Annotated in this window: 17 protein-coding genes; all 17 read right to left on the reverse strand. The window is 41.3% G+C overall.

The window, feature by feature from the left end; translation table 11 throughout:
- Positions 1–4: 4 nt before the first annotated feature.
- The 17 genes from A8709_RS28665 to A8709_RS28735 all read right to left on the reverse strand — a co-directional run bounded on the left by A8709_RS28665 (position 5) and on the right by A8709_RS28735 (position 15,380).
- Positions 5–1,198 (reverse strand): glycosyltransferase, encoded by a 1,194-nt coding sequence (locus A8709_RS28665; protein WP_065857732.1) that lies wholly within the window; start codon positions 1,196–1,198, stop codon positions 5–7.
- Positions 1,199–1,218: 20 nt separating this feature from the next.
- Positions 1,219–2,412 (reverse strand): glycosyltransferase, encoded by a 1,194-nt coding sequence (locus A8709_RS28670; RefSeq protein ID WP_065857734.1) that lies wholly within the window; start codon positions 2,410–2,412, stop codon positions 1,219–1,221.
- Positions 2,413–2,473: 61 nt separating this feature from the next.
- Positions 2,474–3,670 carry a glycosyltransferase gene (locus A8709_RS28675; RefSeq protein WP_065857736.1) on the reverse strand — a complete coding sequence of 399 codons (1,197 nt, stop codon included), beginning with the start codon at positions 3,668–3,670 and terminating at the stop codon, positions 2,474–2,476.
- The gene (locus A8709_RS28680) at positions 3,660–4,265 is read right to left on the reverse strand and encodes an acyltransferase (RefSeq protein WP_084225574.1); all 606 of its coding nucleotides are present in this window, start codon (positions 4,263–4,265) and stop codon (positions 3,660–3,662) included. The genes A8709_RS28675 and A8709_RS28680 overlap by 11 nt, the downstream gene beginning before the upstream one ends.
- Entirely contained in the window at positions 4,262–4,984 is a 723-nt protein-coding gene (locus tag A8709_RS28685; protein ID WP_065858687.1) for a glycosyltransferase family 32 protein, read from the reverse strand. Before A8709_RS28685 ends, A8709_RS28680 begins: the two co-directional genes overlap by 4 nt.
- Before the next feature lie 144 nt (positions 4,985–5,128).
- Positions 5,129–6,322: a nucleotidyltransferase domain-containing protein gene (locus tag A8709_RS28690; protein WP_065857738.1), complete on the reverse strand. Its 1,194-nt coding sequence runs from the start codon at positions 6,320–6,322 to the stop codon at positions 5,129–5,131.
- 55 nt (positions 6,323–6,377) lie between these two features.
- Positions 6,378–8,186: an ABC transporter ATP-binding protein gene (locus A8709_RS28695; RefSeq protein ID WP_065857740.1), complete on the reverse strand. Its 1,809-nt coding sequence runs from the start codon at positions 8,184–8,186 to the stop codon at positions 6,378–6,380.
- A gap of 108 nt (positions 8,187–8,294) precedes the next feature.
- A complete protein-coding gene (locus A8709_RS34270) occupies positions 8,295–8,432 on the reverse strand; it encodes a paeninodin family lasso peptide (RefSeq protein ID WP_141692692.1) in 138 nt (45 codons plus the stop codon).
- 24 nt (positions 8,433–8,456) lie between these two features.
- Positions 8,457–8,909, reverse strand: a complete 453-nt coding sequence (locus A8709_RS28700; RefSeq protein WP_065858691.1) for a lasso peptide biosynthesis B2 protein — start codon at positions 8,907–8,909, stop codon at positions 8,457–8,459.
- A gap of 10 nt (positions 8,910–8,919) precedes the next feature.
- Complete coding sequence (locus tag A8709_RS28705) at positions 8,920–9,216, reverse strand: lasso peptide biosynthesis PqqD family chaperone (RefSeq protein WP_065857743.1); 297 nt, start codon at positions 9,214–9,216, stop codon at positions 8,920–8,922.
- Between the two features lie 2 nt (positions 9,217–9,218).
- Positions 9,219–10,145 (reverse strand): phosphoenolpyruvate carboxykinase (ATP), encoded by a 927-nt coding sequence (locus tag A8709_RS28710; protein WP_065857744.1) that lies wholly within the window; start codon positions 10,143–10,145, stop codon positions 9,219–9,221.
- Between the two features lie 102 nt (positions 10,146–10,247).
- Complete coding sequence (locus A8709_RS34275; RefSeq protein WP_141692693.1) at positions 10,248–10,379, reverse strand: paeninodin family lasso peptide; 132 nt, start codon at positions 10,377–10,379, stop codon at positions 10,248–10,250.
- Positions 10,380–10,391: 12 nt separating this feature from the next.
- On the reverse strand, positions 10,392–12,332 hold the full coding sequence (locus A8709_RS28715; protein WP_065857746.1) for an asparagine synthase-related protein: 1,941 nt from the start codon (positions 12,330–12,332) through the stop codon (positions 10,392–10,394).
- Between the two features lie 296 nt (positions 12,333–12,628).
- Positions 12,629–13,087: a S24/S26 family peptidase gene (locus A8709_RS28720; RefSeq protein WP_065857748.1), complete on the reverse strand. Its 459-nt coding sequence runs from the start codon at positions 13,085–13,087 to the stop codon at positions 12,629–12,631.
- Entirely contained in the window at positions 13,074–13,343 is a 270-nt protein-coding gene (locus A8709_RS28725; RefSeq protein WP_065858693.1) for a PqqD family protein, read from the reverse strand. The genes A8709_RS28720 and A8709_RS28725 overlap by 14 nt, the downstream gene beginning before the upstream one ends.
- A 99-nt stretch (positions 13,344–13,442) precedes the next feature.
- Entirely contained in the window at positions 13,443–13,646 is a 204-nt protein-coding gene (locus A8709_RS28730) for a hypothetical protein (RefSeq protein WP_065857749.1), read from the reverse strand.
- Between the two features lie 12 nt (positions 13,647–13,658).
- Entirely contained in the window at positions 13,659–15,380 is a 1,722-nt protein-coding gene (locus tag A8709_RS28735) for a hypothetical protein (RefSeq protein WP_084225576.1), read from the reverse strand.
- Between the last annotated feature and the right edge of the window lie 19 nt (positions 15,381–15,399).

Raw genomic sequence — 15,399 nt, forward strand, 5'->3', positions numbered from 1 at the left:
TTACCTATTGGACATCCGCTAATTTATAAAATTTATGTATCTCTTCCCTGGTATCGATTCGTTCATCCCTTAAATTCGCTCTAAATTTACTCCTTAATTCTCCATCGTCCAACAACCGCTTAATCGCTTGATACATCTGAAGCTCATCAAAATTAACTATAAGTCCTGTTTGATTATGGGTGATTTGCTCCCCAGATCCTGTGAAATTCGTACTTATAATAGGATTATCAAAGCATCTCGCTTCGGAAAGGGTGATACAGTAACCCTCATGGCGTGAAGATTGTACATAAATATCACACTGTTTCATGAAAGGATATGGATTGGGATTAGCCCCAAGTAAAATGTATTCATTTTCAACACCATACTGCGCAATTATTTTTTTGAATTCTTCTCGCTCGCTGCCATCTCCAATGCAATACCATCTTACACTGTACCCTTCAGCTTTAAGTCTGGCCAACACAGGAATTGTTAAATCTTGACCTTTTTCTCTACATAGTCGACCAACTGTAAGAAATCTTATCCCTTTAAAATCATCTTCGAATCCATTTCCTTCATCAGCCATCTTTAGAACAAACTCTTTAGATAATATATTAAAGAAGCTATCTGTTTTCTCTTCCACGTTCGGTATAGCCTTTATGAACTTTTCTCTAGCTTCTCTTGACACGACAAAGATTTTATCAAACTTGTCATAAATTTTTGCAGCAAACCTTAAACTGAAAGTTATTTGGGTAATATCAAAATGAATCCACTGAACCTTCTTATTTGCATTAATTTTATTAGCTATGAAATAGCTGACGAAGTCCACTGGTCCTGCATAAGCTACAGCAACATCATATCGTTCATTCATCTCGGGATAATCTTTAAATACATATTTTAAAAAAGGACTCCTATCCTTTTTTATTTTAGAAAGTATGTGTAGGCAAAGTACATTTAAACCTTTAATCCATTTTCCCTTCTTCACAAAGTTAGAAGCAATTACCCACGGTGGCTCATTCACCATTTGATTTATGTGTGGATGATCGTGAATATACTCAACGCATACTCCATCCGGAATATAGGCTAGAAATCCTCCGTATTCTTCCATCATTAACAATGTTATTTTGTATTTATCCTTAGGTATTTCTGACAGCATTGTTAATAAAGCTTTCTCCGTTCCACCGACGTTCATATTGATTAACATGAAAAGTATTTTTTTCATTGAACACTTTCCTAACTTAATTAGTTAATTAATTCGTAAAATTTTTCAAGTTCCTCAATGTTTCCTTTTTTCTCACATTTTAAATATTTAGTTATGTTTTCTCTCAATTCATTGTCATTAATTAACTTTTGAACCCCTTCGGCAACCGCCTCTCCTGTCATATCAACTACAAGTCCATTCTTTCCATCAATCATTTGGTTATAAACAGAATCGAACCGAGTAGAAACAACCGGAATATTTAGCATCCTAGCTTCTGCAATAGCTAATCCAAAACCTTCGTGTCTGGATGTTTGTACGTAGATATCACATTTACTTATGATTGGATAGGGGTTTGACTTCACACCAAGCAAAACGAAATTATCATATAAATCAAGCTTCTTAATGTTATCTTCTAATTCTTTTTTTAGTGGACCCTTTCCTAGGGAATACCATTTAAATTTAATCCCTTTTTCTTTTAACTTTTTACATGCATCCAGTGCAATATCATATCCTTTTTCTTGAGATAGTCTTCCAATCGTTAATATTCTGACTCCATCAAACTTATCATCTAACTCCTTACTTTCTGCTTCGGCCATTTTTGAAATCATCTGAAAGTTATTAATATCATAGATTACATGCGTCTTATCTAAGAAATAAGGGAATGTTTCTACAAATACTTCTTTTGCTGAATGAGAAACACCAACGATCTTTTTGTATTTATTATAGAATTTTTTTTGATATTGTCTTTCCTTCTCATCGAGCCTGTAACTTACATTTACCCATGCGTATTTTTCCTTTGCTTTTACTTTATCAGCCACATAAAAGGTAGGAACTCCTTGTGCATAACTAATCGCAATATCATACTCTTTGGGATTGCATTCAATCACATCAGAGACACTCTGCCAAAAAATCCTTGCTTCTTGTGCTGTTCCATTCCTGGCAAACCTTAATTTAATTGAGTATTTTATTCTAGACATAAACATACTTAAGTTAACATTTGAAATTGAAAATAAGAGACTCTCTTTAATATTTAATTGTGAAAACTGCATATATTTCAGAGGTTGTACTATTCGAACATCCTCCGGCAATAGTTCTTCAAAAGCCCCACCATGCGCAAAAAGCATTAAATCAACTGAATATTCAGAGTAGTCAAGTAAGCTTAATAAGGAGGTTAGACTCTTTTCAGCTCCTGCACAATTGAGCGAATCAATCACAAACAGCATGGTTTTCTTCATAAGATAAAACACTCCTTAATCAATACTACAGTAGCTGGTTGCAGCATAATATCCTATATCTCTAGAGTAAATTGTAAATCTTATTCAGTTCATAACTATTTTCATAATCCATATTTTCACAATAGTTTTTAATCTTTTGTCTAAATGCTTTATCCCAAAATATTTTTTCTATCCCAGCAATAATTCCTTCTACACTCAATTCACAAATTACCCCTTCTAAGCCCTCTTGAATTTGACTACTGGATGTTGAATATTTCGTAATTAATATCGGTTTTCCAAGTATTTTTGCCTCCGTGACTGTAACTGCTTTTCCCTCATAACGTGATGGCTGTACATATACGTCACATGCCTTAATATACGGATAAGGATTCGTTTTCTTACCTAGGAGTAAAAAGCTTTCCTCAACTTTATACTCGACAATCAGCTTTTTTAACTCCGCCTCAAATCCGCCATACCCTACGACCAACCACCGAATATTGGTGAGACCTTTGTCGTGTAAACCTCTCAATGCTTGAATTGCCATATCGAATCCCTTGACGTAAGATAATCTGCCTACAGATACTAGCGTGAAAGCCATTTTATCCGCTGCTATTTGAGGTTGTTCGTTATTGGCCATTTTCCTAATGAAGGAGGGTGATGTTATATTCTCAATTAAAGTAACTCTTGACTTTAGGCTTGGATATTTCGTCAAGAACGCATCCGTACATGCTTCCGAAATCGAAGCAATCACATCAAATTTATTCCACACCGCCAAGTCGATGTGATTATCAATTTCAAGCTCACTATAGTCGGTATGAATCCAAGCTAGCTTCTTCGCAGCAGCAACCTTCGTGGCGACAATATCATGAGGCCAGGCGTAGCTGATGGCTAAGTCGTATTGCTTTTTAATCGGGGGCAACACGAATCTTGTATATTTCAGATCCAGCTGCATTTGGATATAACCCGGTCCCTCTTTAAGCTTTCTCCTCCTGGCTTTCATACCAGCTACCGTCTTGCTAAAAGCTCTAATCAGAAGCGCTGAAACATGCCCTTCTTTTACACATTGCTTAACCGATTTCCGAAAAACCGTATATGCCGGCACTTCCGGCAGCACGTTAACCTGAGGTGGAATTAAGCTCATGAAGTCACCCGAATGATGGCAGATGAAGAGATCAACCTCGAATTTCTCATAATTAAAACCTTCCAACATATTGATTAAGCTGCGTTCAACCCCGCCAATTTCCATATCAAACACCGAAATGAAGATTTTAGTTCGCATAGGGGATATAACTCTTTTCTCTTTTATTTAGGAAGACCGTATTAGCGGGCACATGCCCCTTTACAACACTTCCTGCAGCTATAACCGCATTATCACCAATAAAGGTATCTCTGAGGATCACGACATTGGAGCCTATCCAAACATTTTCACCAATAATGACCTCCCCTTTGATCAAGTGATCGCCAGTTAGATGCTTATAATTGTGATCATGGTCATTGATACTGACATGCGGTGCGATCTTGGTCAATCGGCCAATTGAAATACGGTGTGCACAATTGATATGACAGTTATCATTTATGAATACCTTATCCTCGATGCGAAGCTCACCGTGTTGGTCAACTCGAATACTGGTATGCTTTCTAATAAAGACGAATTTACCAATATATATCTTGGCATGCTTGCTGTACGCCTCAATTCGACTATTCGATTGCAAGGAGAAGATCGAGGACTCGATGTTTTTAAAATAAACCAATGCATTCACATAAGCTCTCAGAATTCCTATGCTATGTGACATATACAACAGCAGCGTATGATAAGTCCCTCTGCCGCGGCATTCGGCAAGTAACGTCTTCGCTATTTTTCGGAGAACACTCATTTCAAATACCCTCTTATCCTGGCAATATTATGGCCGCCAATGAGTTTAGCCAGCAGCATTTTCATCTGACCCTTCCGTCTTTCCTTCGGTGGCAGCCAACTCTTGTAGAAATGATGCATCGCGTAGGTGTTCGAGGTCTTAAAGGTTTGGCAGTTTATGTAGTCGTAGGGGGAGAAATAGGTTTGTGGGTAAAAGGTCCCTAACCCTGGAATGTCTTGATAGTGCCCGTCGGGTTTAAGTCCGAAGTCCTTTAATAGTTGTGTTATCACAGCTACATTCGTTAGTGAATCAAAGCTCCCATCGGCACGAAGAAATGATTTCTGATCGTACGATTCCAGGAAGATCTGGATAAGCTTACTCTCTTTCCTTGCACCGATCGTACTTGTAGCGATATAGTTCGCTTGTTCAAATCCCCAGAACGTGTCGTGGTGCAAGAAATTATCGAAGGATTGAAATACTTCCACATCTGTATCTAAATAAATACCACCATAGTGATACAGCGCATGTACTCTCGCGTAATCACTCACGAAGGCAAATTTGCCAGACGCATACGCCTCTCTGACATAGGCATGACTACAGATATCGAAATTCCTCTCGTTCCACTCGATAAATTGATAGTCTGAGAGATGCTGCTGCCAGCTCGCTAAACATCGCTTAACGATATCTGGCTTATCCCTACCGCCAAACCAGCAGTAGTGGATGATCTTAGGAATTGTCATATCAGCATCACCTCGATAGAGAAAGAATAGGTCCTTAATTTTCGTTATAGAGAACAAAATTGCCGCGAAAGAGTAAAATAATTTGTTCCACATTCCTATAATAGTTCTTTATAGAGAACGTGTCAAGATAAGACTTTTACCTGCTCAAGTTGCAGCGGTTTGCTTTTTCGCTCTTCTCCAGGCCCATAGGAACGGGCGCAATGGGAAGTACAGAAACTGTGCATATTTGGGCAAAGGTAACGTTTCTACATCTTCTGGATAGGGGTACATGAAGCTTAGAACGAACAACACTTTGTTCCAATTCGACATGAGCGAGAACAAATGACGCTTATGATACTTGGACACATCCTCAGGCACGGGATCCGTGTGCAGATTAACCATCTGTCGAATATAAAATATAGCCCCTTGCGCTAATCGTCTTGCCCGACTTCCCGTTGTTAGTACATTCAACTCCGAGGGAAGTGTCGTCTGCAAGAGCTGTGTGGTTAGAACAAGCGCTTGTGCCCCTACATGCAAGTTATCGTGCTTCTTCAATTGCTTGATAAGAACAGACGCATCAAGATTCTGCTTTACGATCTGGTCGATGTCGACTAACCAGCGGAGTCTTGACCATCCATGCCGCGCACCGTGTGAGGCGAGAAACGAAAATAAATCCTCTTTACCTAAGTAATGGACAGGACTGCTCGTAATTGTGCTTAACCGTCTCCTCTCCCATAATTCATTAAAGCTAGGCTCTTTAGCTGGACCAGGTCCTAATCGCCAATGAATTTCAACGGTAACTCGTTTATCCGCGTGGTAATACGTAATATGATGATGCCGCCACTTCCAATCATTCAGAACGGTCAATGGATATTCAATTTTCTCGTAATTTAGTTTACTGAGCAGATCATCAACACGGTCCAAATCATCGATAGGGACCAAAATATCTAGATCCCGCGAGGTGCGCAGCGATATGTCACCGTACAAATCAGCTGCTAATACAGGTCCTTTCAATACGAGGGAGCGAATCATTTGAGTGGCAAACGATTTGCTAAGTTGCTCCATTTCCGCGCTTAAATGCAGCATTTGAAAGGCATTATTATGATAATGTTTACGTAGTGTATCCATCATATGTGATGGCACCCAGGCTGTTTTCATGGTCTGCAGCTTCCTATAGAGCTCAGGGTATACCCGATGGTGCAGAGTTAGCTTAAGAAACTTATCCCAATCAAAATCAACGAGCCAATCTTGGTCTAGTTCTGGAACGTCACCCACGCTTTCCCCACTCTTGAGAAACAGGAATAACACCTTCAATTCTTTAGAAAATTGCGTTACATTCAAATCAAAATCGATATCCATAGGACTCACCAATACCCCCTTGATCCTTCTACACACACGTGCTTTCCTCTATGGACTAACCATGAGGCATAACGACAACTTGTTGCTCTAACAAGTGATTCAATAAGCTCTTCTTTTCATTGGCCAATTGATTAAACATGCCTTTTTGGACGATTGTTCCTTGATCTACAACGATGACTTGATCCGCATTGCGGATCGTCGACAAGCGATGAGCGATGACGATAATCGTCATTTTACCCTTTAACTGATCTAACGCTGCCAAAATCTTCGCTTCATTTTCTGTATCAAGCGCACTAGAAGCTTCATCCAAAACAAGGATAGACGTTTTACGCAGGATCGCTCTTGCCAGCACAAGACGCTGCCGCTCTCCACCCGAAAGTCTAACACCACGGTCTCCAATTAGCGTATCAAGTCCTTGCGGAAGTCGTTTCACAAATTCAGCTGAAATCGAGAATTCTAGCGCTTCCCAGATTTCCTCTTCCGTTGCTTGCGGCTTAATCATTAATAAGTTCTCTCGAATACTGCCATTGAATAAAAATGGATCCTGTGGAACATAACTAATCGCCTGACGAAAGGATAATAAGTTTTCAGAGGTCAATGGTGTACCGTCGATACAGATTTGACCTTTCTCTGGCTGAAGCAGCCCCATTATGATATCAATCAAGGTACTTTTTCCTGCACCAGAACGCCCAACAATAGCTGTTGTCTGATTAGCCGGAATTTGCACTTGGATATTTTCAAGCTGATAGTTGGATTCTTGCTTATTATAGCGGAAGTAGATCTGTTTACATTCGATACCCTGATGAACCGACATGGGCACGATATGCTTAGCGGACTTCTCCGCATCTTCAAACTCCTTAGCATTCTTACTATCCTCTTGCAAGCGAAGAATCGATTCCACAGCTGGGATACAAGAAGCGATTTGCTCCAAATTGGCTTGAATCCCTGTAAATCGCGGCCATAATCGCGAGAAAATCAGCACAATTAATAAGAGTTGACCGGGCTGTGCCTTAAATAATTGGATTGAAACGTAAATAAGGGAGACAATTAGCAAGGTCGAAGTAATTTTGTAGAAGGTTTGTGAGGTGTTGTTTAATCTGTTTATTTTGAGTTTTTCAGCCACAACCCGTTCGCACCACGTCCGTAACCAAGCATAGCGGGATGCTTCTAACGAGTTGCTTTTAATATCTTTAATACCATTGAATTGATCGGTAATTCCACCTAGATAGCTTTGTGCAATTTCAATAGTCTCATTCCCAACCAATCTTGACTTCTTGATAAAACGCCTTGAGAACAAAGCGATAATAACGCCAGCCGCTAAGACGAATAACGTAATCTTTGGTGAAAGCCAAAAGGCAATACCCAATTGAATAGCTGTGAAAATAACAGATGTCATCAGTTGAAGCAAGAGATTCGTCCCTCTCACAAGATGTGAAATTTCTTCCGTTAAGGAATTAATGAGATCCGATTTTCTCTTATTAACAAAAAAAGCCCAATTGGCCTGCAGTAAAGAGCGATAGGTTTCCATACGAATATGGTTGGTGAACCCCATAAGAATACGGAGATTTCGATGATTTAAATTTTGCTGAATGAGTGTTTGTGAGATGATCATCCCCGCGTAAGCACCTAACAGCAGGAGTAAACTCCATTTCGCAGGTATGTCCTGCAAAAAACCAAAAATATGCTGTAAAGTACTGGAGCCTGAGCTAATGCTAAGTACACCACTGAGACTGATCAACGGGATTAAGAGTAAGACTCCTGCACCATCTAGCAAACTAACCAGCACCATACCGATCACATTGATATATAAAATCTTCCCTGCAAATACGTGTAGCTTTCTTGCAAAATGTAAGAGCTGCTTCACCGCAAATCCCCCTAAATAACCTGATCTTCCCTTATGCGAATGTGTAGTAAAGCCCTTATACAGAGTCTCGTATAAGGGCAAATAATCCTTTTATATAGTATTCAGTTCTTAGCTATGATCTTTAGGCCCAAGAATTTCAGGACTATGATCGAACAAGGATGCATCCCATTGTTCGTTCGGACTTCCAGCCATCGTCATGTTAAGATCAAGTGTTTCCAAATCTGGTTTTTGCCAATTTTTTTGCATAGTATCACCTCCCTTCATGCAGATCTAGATTGCCTTTTTAGCAAAAGTACCAACAACAGTAAACCTTTTCATTTCTTCTGCCCCGGAGACATAATAGGGGCCGCTGCGCAGCCAAGCATGTGCAATCATGCTCCCTGTTTCATCCTTCGCAGTACCAAGATAAAGTGTACTATCGATCTTACGACGTTCTAGCATTTTCATAGCCGCTAGTGCTCTCACCAGGCATTTGCTATCCCATGGGGTATAGCGGCTCATGGTTTGAATCGCACTAGCAACGCTAGAAACCTTCCTTCTATCAATATGGAGAGGGCTAATGCTTGTCTCATCCATCTGAAGGCCAAACATGTCAATAACTTTTGTGAAACGGATTGATTTAAGGATGCGGGCCCAGCCCAGAAATGTATAAGCTTCCAAAAATAAAAGCATTGTTGTCATATCTAAGGAACAAATAAGTTTAAGGATGCGAACGAATCGCATGGGGACGATCTTATTTTTCACGAACATAAATAAGTTCTTCTTTCAGTAAATGTTCCAAAAAGCCAATAACATGTTCTTCACATTGCTCTTTCTCGACCTGATATTCCGAAATTAAAGTAAGAATGATTTCTGCGATAACAGTTGGAGATGCAATAAGCTCCCAGATCCTGCCGCCTACTTCGCCTAAATTATAATATTTATTATGTTGCACATTGAGCATGACTTTATCTTCACCCATATTACTAACGATATTGCCTTTACCCTGCTCAACGATATCAACGATTGTCAGCGTAGCTTGTTTGATCATGGTTACTCCTCCTCATGGATGGTATCTAGAACTAATGAGACAAGTTGATGAGCGGTAAAGCCGCTAGTCGGGCGATTCAATTGATACATATCGATATTTTTCATCATGCGTGCTGATGTAGAGAAGTGCCAGTCCAGCAAGCCTAGCGGTGCTAGAAAGGTTTGCCGATACGTATGTTGGAACAGCCTAGATAAGCCTGTCAGTCTCGGAATTTCTTGAAGACATACCTGTTCACCGTCATACTTCACTAGCTCGAATACGGCTGCTAATGGGAGTGTTTCTGTTGTAAAATTGGAGGGAACGGGTATCGTGTATTTCGTTTCTCTCTGGAATATAGGATCGTACCTACTTGTTTCCATCCCAAAGTGAGTAAGACTTTCCTGCCAAAGCTTCTGCTGCGGGTACGCTGGCGTCACCACCGGCTGATCTGCAGAATCAAACGAGATTGGAATGACATCATCACTTAACAAGGAGTAACCATGATTGATAAACGCTGAAGCGAGCGTTGATTTCCCAGCTCCTGAATGCCCAACAATCGCGTATGCTTTACCATCAATTGCGATCGCACTGCCGTGTAAAGGCAATATGCGCCTCTGCATCAATATCGCACCCATACAAGTCCCAAGTAGATAAAGGCGAATTTTGGATTCCTCCGCATGCTTAACCGGTGAGATCGTAATCCTCTTCCCATCTTGAATCAAGAAAATAGCTGTATCAGGAATCTCAAATATGACTTTATCTTCATAGATGAGGATACCTTGATTAGCAGGCACAAGTTCTGACCACAAATTGGTTAAGTCAGCCATCGTAACTTCTACATCAGCATCTCCTTGTATATCACTTAGTAGGCTTAGTTCGGGCAGATGGAAGTCGCTGCGAATGCTTAAGCCAAATGCTTGAAAAATCACTCTCTCTTGTGTTTTTATCATCTCATTCACTCCAGATACGCTGCAAAATTTTTGAAGCAACCCTTATACTGGCTTACGTATAAGGGTTGTGATGGATACCTCACACTGCTAGGTTAAACAAGATTAGCTATGGTGAAGTGCACCTTGCTCATCCTCGTCTTGATAGTTCTGATCCAAATAACGAAGACCAGGACCAGCCAATGTCATACTCAAGTCAAGTGTTTCAAGTACAGGTTGATTCCACTGTTTTTGCATAATATCACCTCCTTAAGATAGTTTCCTGAGAAATCGATAAACAATAAGGCTTCTCATGAGTATTCCGAAATCAGGACTGAATGCTGCATTCGCTTGTGGTGAACTGCGAATATTCGAAATCGCTTTGTGTAAAACAGGCACATTCATCATCTCTGAAGCCATTGGATCTTTGATTAAGTGCTGAACCTCATCAATAAACTCCGACCAGGCAGGTGTCATACGATGAATCACATCAACGCCTTGAATCCCCCGAACCCGTTGATTTAAGCGAATGTCATCTGGCAACAGATTGTGCATCGATCTTCGGATTAGTGCGCGATCCTGGCCCTGCTGTATAAACTGTTCCGTCGGTAATGATAGGCAGAATCTTATGACTCTTAAATCATTCGTAGGGTCGCGTCCCTGCAGCTTATATCGAAGCGATAGCTTAGATGCGCTTGTATTACTTGTGCTCCATAGATTTAACTGTTGGAAGTGATTGTATCTTTCGATTTCCAAATTGTTGGAATTATGAACACCTGCAAGCAATCCTCGCGATTCCAATTTATGAATAATATTTGTTTTCTTAGCTAATGTTGGATTAATTAATTGTAGAGGGGCTTCTGGTTGGGTTTCTTTGGAGAGCCATTGATGGATCCCAGGAAATGCTTTCTGTGCGGTCAACTTAAGAATTCGAGCTCTGCCTACGCCCGTATTCACACTGTATTTGCACACTTCATCATACAGATGGAGCCAATTCAGTTTCTTCATGAGTGATGCATAGTAAGGCATAGCCGGCCCCCATGAAATTGTGAAATTCCCTCGGCTCCCATTTAAGAGAACACCGATATCCTGCTGATGTGCTCTTTCATATATCCCTTTAATCCACACGGAATTCGCGAAAAACTTGTAAGGCATCTCCATAATCTCAAGCCAATCATCCACTTCTGACAAGGCGCTTTTTCCTGCAAAGTCTAGATACTGATCGTTAATATTACCTACATGAGCAACCGTGGATTTGATAAGTGGTCTTTCATCGGCTAACCTATATCTATTCGTCCAATCCGAGAAATTCCCCTCGGGAATTTGACTGTACGTATATAATTGTTTCTTCTGCTTCTGCAGCGCTCTTGCTGCAAAGCTGACAATAGATCCCGAATCCAAGCCTCCGCTTAACTGGGAACCGACGTTGCGGTGCGTACGCACCCTAGCCGTTACTGCACTTTGGAAAACATCACGGAAGGCCTCTTCATATTCTTCGTTCGTTTTTAATTTCAACGGTTTGCCTGCAGAGAATGTAAGGTATTTGGAAAGTGTTACTTTACCAGCCTTTACTGTAATACTGTGTGATGGAGGTATTTGCTCAATATGCTTGTACACCGTTGATTCCACATCGACCGTATCGATAACACTGGTTATCGCTAGGAACTCAGCAAGCCAATCCTCATTCAACTTTTTTTCAATATAGGGTAGGGCATGTAATGGTTCTATCATTGTGGAAAATACAAAGCTCGCTGGATTGTGAAAGTAATACAGAGTTCGACTCCCCGTGAAATCTCTAGCACCGAAGAGCTGCCTGTTTTTTGCATCCCAGATCATAAAGGCAAAGTCGCCAATTAAATACTTCGGAACATCTTCGCCCCACTTGCGGTACGCTAACAGGATGAGTGCACTATCGGGAAACCCAGCTCGCAGGCTTCGTTCTATTTGTAATTGCTCGAATAACTCATCTCGATTATCCAGGATCGCATCTGCCGTAATCGCCAGCTGCCTCTCTGGATCGTAGGTTGGAACTCGTTCGCCAACTGATTCCGGGGTAATCCACTGGGCATGGCAACCAAAGAAGACTTGCTGGCTGCTCCAGGTATGACTATCATCTGCAGGAAACTTTTCTAGCGCCTTCATCAAGAGAGCCCCATGGGCTAAGGAAACGGGCTGATCGTTCATTTGAAAAATACCAGTTATAGCGCTCATAGTTCCTCCAACGTTCGATCTATTAATTTTTTTCCAACGCCCCCGATCGTTCTCTCGAAGAAACGTTTTCCATTGTTTACTGATTCATTTGTTCTTTATAAAGAACATTTTTAGAATATCATCTTCTTTTCTACCTGTCAACCATTTCTCTTAACTTTTTCTTCCAATCATTCACCCTACATAGCTAACTATCGTTACGGCATACCTAGCCGGAATCTCCACATTCAAATGTTCAAAACTTTGCCTCCGAAAAGAATCAAGTAAACGTTTTCTCTACTCATCACGCCATGACCATCCTACGACGTATGGATCCGTTCTCTATGATACAAATAATATTGCAAAGCGACTGACACCATAGGCACGGTGAGCACAAGATGGCCCCATATGTAAGCTAGCGGACTTGTCACAAAAATAATCCGTTCATTTCGTTTAATCCAATCCATCTTTGCGATTAACTGGTCCTGCTGAATAGCAACATCATAAGACAAATTTGAATCTCCCTTACAAAGTAAGGTCAGCTGTTCGTTCGTTATGACTTTTCGACATAAGCGGTGAGCAATTAAGTTACCTTGCGGTGTACAAAATAAAAGAATATCGCCTCTCCTGATCTGAGTGGCCAGCGCAGGTACGAATCTGCAGATATCGCCCCTTCGAATAAAAGGAAACATACTCGTGCCTTGTGCCGGAAGCTCAATCCAGCCCCGCTTCTTCAAGACTTGGGCAAACAGCTTTACGAATTCATTAGGAAACGGCATATTGAACCAAGCCTCGGCCAATCATATCACGTAAAAACGCTTCGATATCGGCTTCAACCGTTTCATCAACGGATTCATACTCCCTCCGTACTGCCTCACTAATGGAGCTTACCGTCTGCGCGGTACCTAACATAGACCAGCAGAATCCGCCCACACCATTTAACTTCGTCAAGGTATATTCATCCGTGTTTAGAATAATCCACTCCATATCCAATTGAATGGACTCGTAATCATTCATTCGAAGATACTGGGTCATGATGATATCAGCTCCCAAAATTATTTTAAAAACGCTGCTGCTTTCATTGAATGGGGAGGTCAACAAGATTTCCCTCATTGACCTCACTGAAGTCATTTCCTATAGCTTACTGTGCCCATTCCCCTTACGCGATTCGCGATAGGATGGGTTCGAATCATGTCTCTCGCCATCCCTAGCTCCCGCATGATCGGAATGGCCTTGTCCTTCATGCCAACTTGGAGCCGTTTCAAAACGAACCGGTTGCTGACTTAATACCAGCGGCCGGGTATATCTTTTGGGCCGATCTGCACCTTCATTGTCCATGACGTGTCTCTCCTAACGATTCCATGATTGGATAAGCCTTCTGACTTCACCGAAAGGCGTGTCAATAATCTCATACATCCGAAGGGTTACCGTATTTTCAAGCCTGTCCAGGTCAAAATTCAGGGTTTGCGTTCCGCTAACGATCTTATCATCACCTATAAATGAAAGCACTTTGGAAGCCATGACCCTATTGGTCGAATCGACGACTTCTAGTCTCATTTTGGAGAAATTTTGGTCAACGACAACGGCATCTTGAAGCTTGATATCCAAATCAACATTTAATTTGTACGAGTAGGAGGATCCACCTTTTCCCATATTATAGTTGGATTCTGTATACCAATTATTTAATGTGACGTGGAAGGGATAAAAGGCCGAGGAGCTATCTCCGCTTGCAGCAGCTGTTTTGGTCTTGAATGCCGCGACAGCGAAGTTATAGGGTTCCACTTTCTTAGCATCCAAGATCTCCATAGCTAACTGTTCGCCTGTTTCCGTATTCGGAACGATATACGAATAATAAATAACATAGCTAATATTCGGGATCAGCGAAGCCACCTTGGTTTCCTGACGGGTACCGGCGTATTTATTGCCGCTGGTACTTGTCAGTACAGTTTGGAAATACGGAACCTGGATCGGTCCGCCGCTTTTATTCAGCATTTTAAACTTAGCCACCACGGCTTTAAAGCCTCCGCCAGCACTTTCGCTCATACTGAGATCTACCATAGATACCTCAACTTGCGGTTGAATCAAATCACTCAATGGATCGAACTTGATTGGTTTGTTCAACTCATAAGGGGCTAACTGACTCATAAACCGCTGCGAACTTGCAGCTCCTTCTAAGTTGATTGTGACTCTGCCAATTAGAAATGAGCTATGCGATTTATCTTCAGCAACGAAGTCTTCTGGCGTCAATACCGTTAAACTTTTCAAATCACTTTTATTCTTTACAGGGATGGCATAGTGAATATAATTCTTTTCACCTGGATCCAACGTAAGCGCGCCCTGCTCTAGCCTTTTTCCAGTGAAGACCTTTGTAGCAGATTTCCCATTCATACGAAAATCTGGAATCGTAGTCGTCTTATCTCCCACATTTGTGGCAAGTAAACTAACGACGGTCATAAGGCCATCCGGTGTATTTTGCTCACTCAGGCTCACGGGCTGATAGGTAATCGAATCTGACAATACAGGGATTGTAAAGGTATCTTCCCACTTTTTGATTTTAGAAGGGTCCGAAAAATTCGCCTTTTCCCCTCTCCATTCTTGATCGCCAATCGGTACGGAGATGATTCTCTTTTCTTCTTTGGGATAAACGAACTCATCTACATCCAACCACGATAGCTCGGCTAATGAGAAAACATCGTAACGATCCACAACATTCATGTAACTTAGCTCAACGGTTTCTTTCGGCTGAATGTTACGTGGATTCGCTTGGCTTGGCCGCATAATATATTCCAATCCCTCTTGCGTCTTCACACGCACTTCATACTCTGGAACGCCAATTAAGCGGTCTCCTCCATTATAGAGACGAACAACAGCGCCGATCCTCGTCCCATCAGGGGTTGGTTCGTTGAGTACACTTTTCACTTCCACCTGAATGGCATCCGTCAATTGGTAGCTCAGTTGCGAGGAGGACTGTGTGTATTTCTCATCTGCTGATACATGGAAAGAAGCAGATGGTATCACTAGCGAGGACGCAAGGATGAACATAATCGTCGTTTTTTTCCAGTTTATTTTCAAGTCGAGTCACTCCATTTTT

This window comes from Paenibacillus pectinilyticus (assembly GCF_001700435.1).
GTDB lineage: Bacteria > Bacillota > Bacilli > Paenibacillales > NBRC-103111 > Paenibacillus_E > Paenibacillus_E pectinilyticus.

Excerpts from the sequence above, each read along its gene's own strand:
- A8709_RS28665 (WP_065857732.1), bottom strand. The coding sequence starts at position 1,198 with ATGAAAAAAATACTTTTCATGTTAATCAATATGAACGTCGGTGGAACG.
- A8709_RS28680 (WP_084225574.1), bottom strand. The coding sequence starts at position 4,265 with ATGAGTGTTCTCCGAAAAATAGCGAAGACGTTACTTGCCGAATGCCGC.
- A8709_RS28720 (WP_065857748.1), bottom strand. The coding sequence starts at position 13,087 with ATGCCGTTTCCTAATGAATTCGTAAAGCTGTTTGCCCAAGTCTTGAAG.
- A8709_RS28675 (WP_065857736.1), bottom strand. The coding sequence starts at position 3,670 with ATGCGAACTAAAATCTTCATTTCGGTGTTTGATATGGAAATTGGCGGG.
- A8709_RS28715 (WP_065857746.1), bottom strand. The coding sequence starts at position 12,332 with ATGAGCGCTATAACTGGTATTTTTCAAATGAACGATCAGCCCGTTTCC.
- A8709_RS28685 (WP_065858687.1), bottom strand. The coding sequence starts at position 4,984 with ATGACAATTCCTAAGATCATCCACTACTGCTGGTTTGGCGGTAGGGAT.
- A8709_RS28700 (WP_065858691.1), bottom strand. The coding sequence starts at position 8,909 with ATGCGATTCGTTCGCATCCTTAAACTTATTTGTTCCTTAGATATGACA.
- A8709_RS34275 (WP_141692693.1), bottom strand. The coding sequence starts at position 10,379 with ATGCAAAAACAGTGGAATCAACCTGTACTTGAAACACTTGACTTGAGT.
- A8709_RS28690 (WP_065857738.1), bottom strand. The coding sequence starts at position 6,322 with ATGGATATCGATTTTGATTTGAATGTAACGCAATTTTCTAAAGAATTG.
- A8709_RS28670 (WP_065857734.1), bottom strand. The coding sequence starts at position 2,412 with ATGAAGAAAACCATGCTGTTTGTGATTGATTCGCTCAATTGTGCAGGA.
- A8709_RS28730 (WP_065857749.1), bottom strand. The coding sequence starts at position 13,646 with ATGGACAATGAAGGTGCAGATCGGCCCAAAAGATATACCCGGCCGCTG.
- A8709_RS28725 (WP_065858693.1), bottom strand. The coding sequence starts at position 13,343 with ATGACCCAGTATCTTCGAATGAATGATTACGAGTCCATTCAATTGGAT.
- A8709_RS28705 (WP_065857743.1), bottom strand. The coding sequence starts at position 9,216 with ATGATCAAACAAGCTACGCTGACAATCGTTGATATCGTTGAGCAGGGT.
- A8709_RS28710 (WP_065857744.1), bottom strand. The coding sequence starts at position 10,145 with ATGATAAAAACACAAGAGAGAGTGATTTTTCAAGCATTTGGCTTAAGC.
- A8709_RS34270 (WP_141692692.1), bottom strand. The coding sequence starts at position 8,432 with ATGCAAAAAAATTGGCAAAAACCAGATTTGGAAACACTTGATCTTAAC.